This window comes from Nostoc sp. FACHB-892, assembly GCF_014698795.1.
In the GTDB taxonomy this organism is placed as follows: domain Bacteria; phylum Cyanobacteriota; class Cyanobacteriia; order Cyanobacteriales; family Nostocaceae; genus Nostoc.
On sequence record NZ_JACJTR010000146.1, the window covers coordinates 1 to 1,929 of the forward strand.

2 protein-coding genes and 1 pseudogene are annotated in these 1,929 nt (G+C 46.8%); 1 reads left to right on the forward strand and 2 read right to left on the reverse strand.

The window, feature by feature from the left end:
- Together H6G96_RS40630 and H6G96_RS40635 are read right to left on the reverse strand one after the other, a co-directional pair.
- The coding region (locus tag H6G96_RS40630; RefSeq protein ID WP_190920315.1) for a hypothetical protein at nucleotides 1-832 on the reverse strand (832 nt) is incomplete at its 3' end.
- A gap of 151 nt (nucleotides 833-983) precedes the next feature.
- A complete protein-coding gene (locus tag H6G96_RS40635; RefSeq protein WP_152591773.1) occupies nucleotides 984-1,274 on the reverse strand; it encodes a helix-turn-helix transcriptional regulator in 291 nt (96 codons plus the stop codon).
- A gap of 143 nt (nucleotides 1,275-1,417) precedes the next feature.
- Between H6G96_RS40635 and H6G96_RS40640 the strand changes: the two are divergent.
- Nucleotides 1,418-1,929, forward strand: a pseudogene (locus H6G96_RS40640) (hypothetical protein); the annotation flags it as partial.

The window sequence follows — 1,929 nt, forward strand, 5'->3', positions numbered from 1 at the left end:
AATACACCCGTGTAATGCGATCGCTCAAGGAGTGGATCTGCTCACATTCGGCTGGCAAGTAATTGTAAGATTTGAGGTGCTGCAACCCAACGGCGTACTCGCCATCCCACATTCTCACAGTGCAACTGAAATCATTCACTGCGCTGACAATTGCCCAACACCCACCCTTTCCTCTGAGTTCCGGGTTGTCCTTAACTAAGATTTGGCAGACTTCACCGATTTGGTAGCTGTTGGGTACTTGGGTGCGTTCCATAATCCTTTGCACGACATCTTTAACGATCCTACCAGTTGGCACTTTTCCGCCAGCAAGTTCTACTGCTGCTAGCCAGACTTCCTGCTGTTCCTGGGGTTCAAGCTTTGTCATGGGTCGAACTTGCCCTTCGCTAGTGGGCAAAATTTGTGATCCAAAAATTTGTGATCCATTTGTTGTCAAATCTTCAGGCGGCAAATTTTGACAACAAATTGTTGTCAAATTCTCGTAGACATCAGCTGCTGCAATCAGATAATTTGACTTCTGGCGACTATGACCAAAGCGATCGCGGCAATAATCTTCAAATGTACGGTGACTTGAACGGTACAGTCTGCGATCGCGTAATTCTGCCAGCGCCTTCCCCGCCTCAAAAAACGCTCTTTCCACACGCCGCTCTAAGTGAAGGCGATCCCGCTGTTCTTCCTCTGTCAACTCTGGAACTTCAACAGCAGGAACCGTAATCGTTGCTGAAGCGGGATCTACTTGCTGGGAGACATCCTCATTTACAGAGCTAGCTGCTGAAGTTGAATCGGTAGATGCGGGAGAAGTGGCTTTGTTGCGTCTAAAAGGTGGTTTAGGCATGATTCCACCCCTTTAGCTCAACAATATTTTTTCAGAGTCAATTGCAACGTAGATTTTAGAAGTAGTTGATAACTGCTCCGGCATAGCCCACCGCAGGCATCGCTTCTTCGGAAAAGCTGAAGGTAGGGCAAGAGGATTAATAGTCTGAGGGTTAATCGCCATTAGAACTTTCTGTTAAATTAACCCCAGGAATATGCTGAATCCATTCACCTAAACACTCTTTTAAATCCAGCCCTACAGCATTGGCTGCCCTGATGAGGGTGTCTAAAGGTACACCCTTTGTATCCTCGTTCTCAATTCGATTAAAATTTGCCCCGCTCATTCCGGCGTAATCACCAGCTACGGTTAAACTCATTCCCGCAGCTTCTCTTGCCTTTTTCAAAGCAGTTCCGATACCAGTAAACTCCACTTCAATAATAATTTTCATTAAATCCATAGTCATACGCCTCCAAAGAATTATCTCTAATTTAAACCATTACGCATTGCTTGACAAGCATTACGCAATACGTAATAATAGATATATAAAGAAAGCGCCCCGACTGCGAATCTAAAGCGCTTTCCGTCCCATTAGGAACTTAATCAATCATGACATACCAAATCTACAGCCAACAACAGCTACAACTGAAATCGATTGCCCGACTCAAGCAAATCTACACCGAAATCGCCTGCACAGTCGAAGTAAGCGACAAACGCTGTAAGGACGCGTGGATTTCTGCCATTGTTAACTATCAGGCAAGCAAGATTCAGAAACTCGCCCCTGCTGCCCCCGACAACCAAGCCCTCGCTCAAGCCGAACTCAACAGCTACATCGCTGACCAAGCCCAAGCCATAGCTCCCGAACCCCTCACAATAGTCGAAATCTCGTTTGACCATCACGAATATTACGCTGATGACAAACTGGTAGCCAGCATCACCTACGACGATAACCACTTAACGCAACGCTGGGTAGTCATGGTAAACGATAAAGAACTATTTCGTGCCAACACTCTAATGCGTTGCGATCGCTTCATCTGGGTTGAGTCGATGGCGGGTATTATCCCGCGCACCTCTCAGTTAGATCCGGACGTGCGACTTTCACCGCATCCGGCTCCCGATGT

Bases quoted from the DNA above. Each gene is read 5' to 3' on its own strand.
- H6G96_RS40635 (WP_152591773.1), bottom strand. From the start codon at position 1,274: ATGACTATGGATTTAATGAAAATTATTATTGAAGTGGAGTTTACTGGT.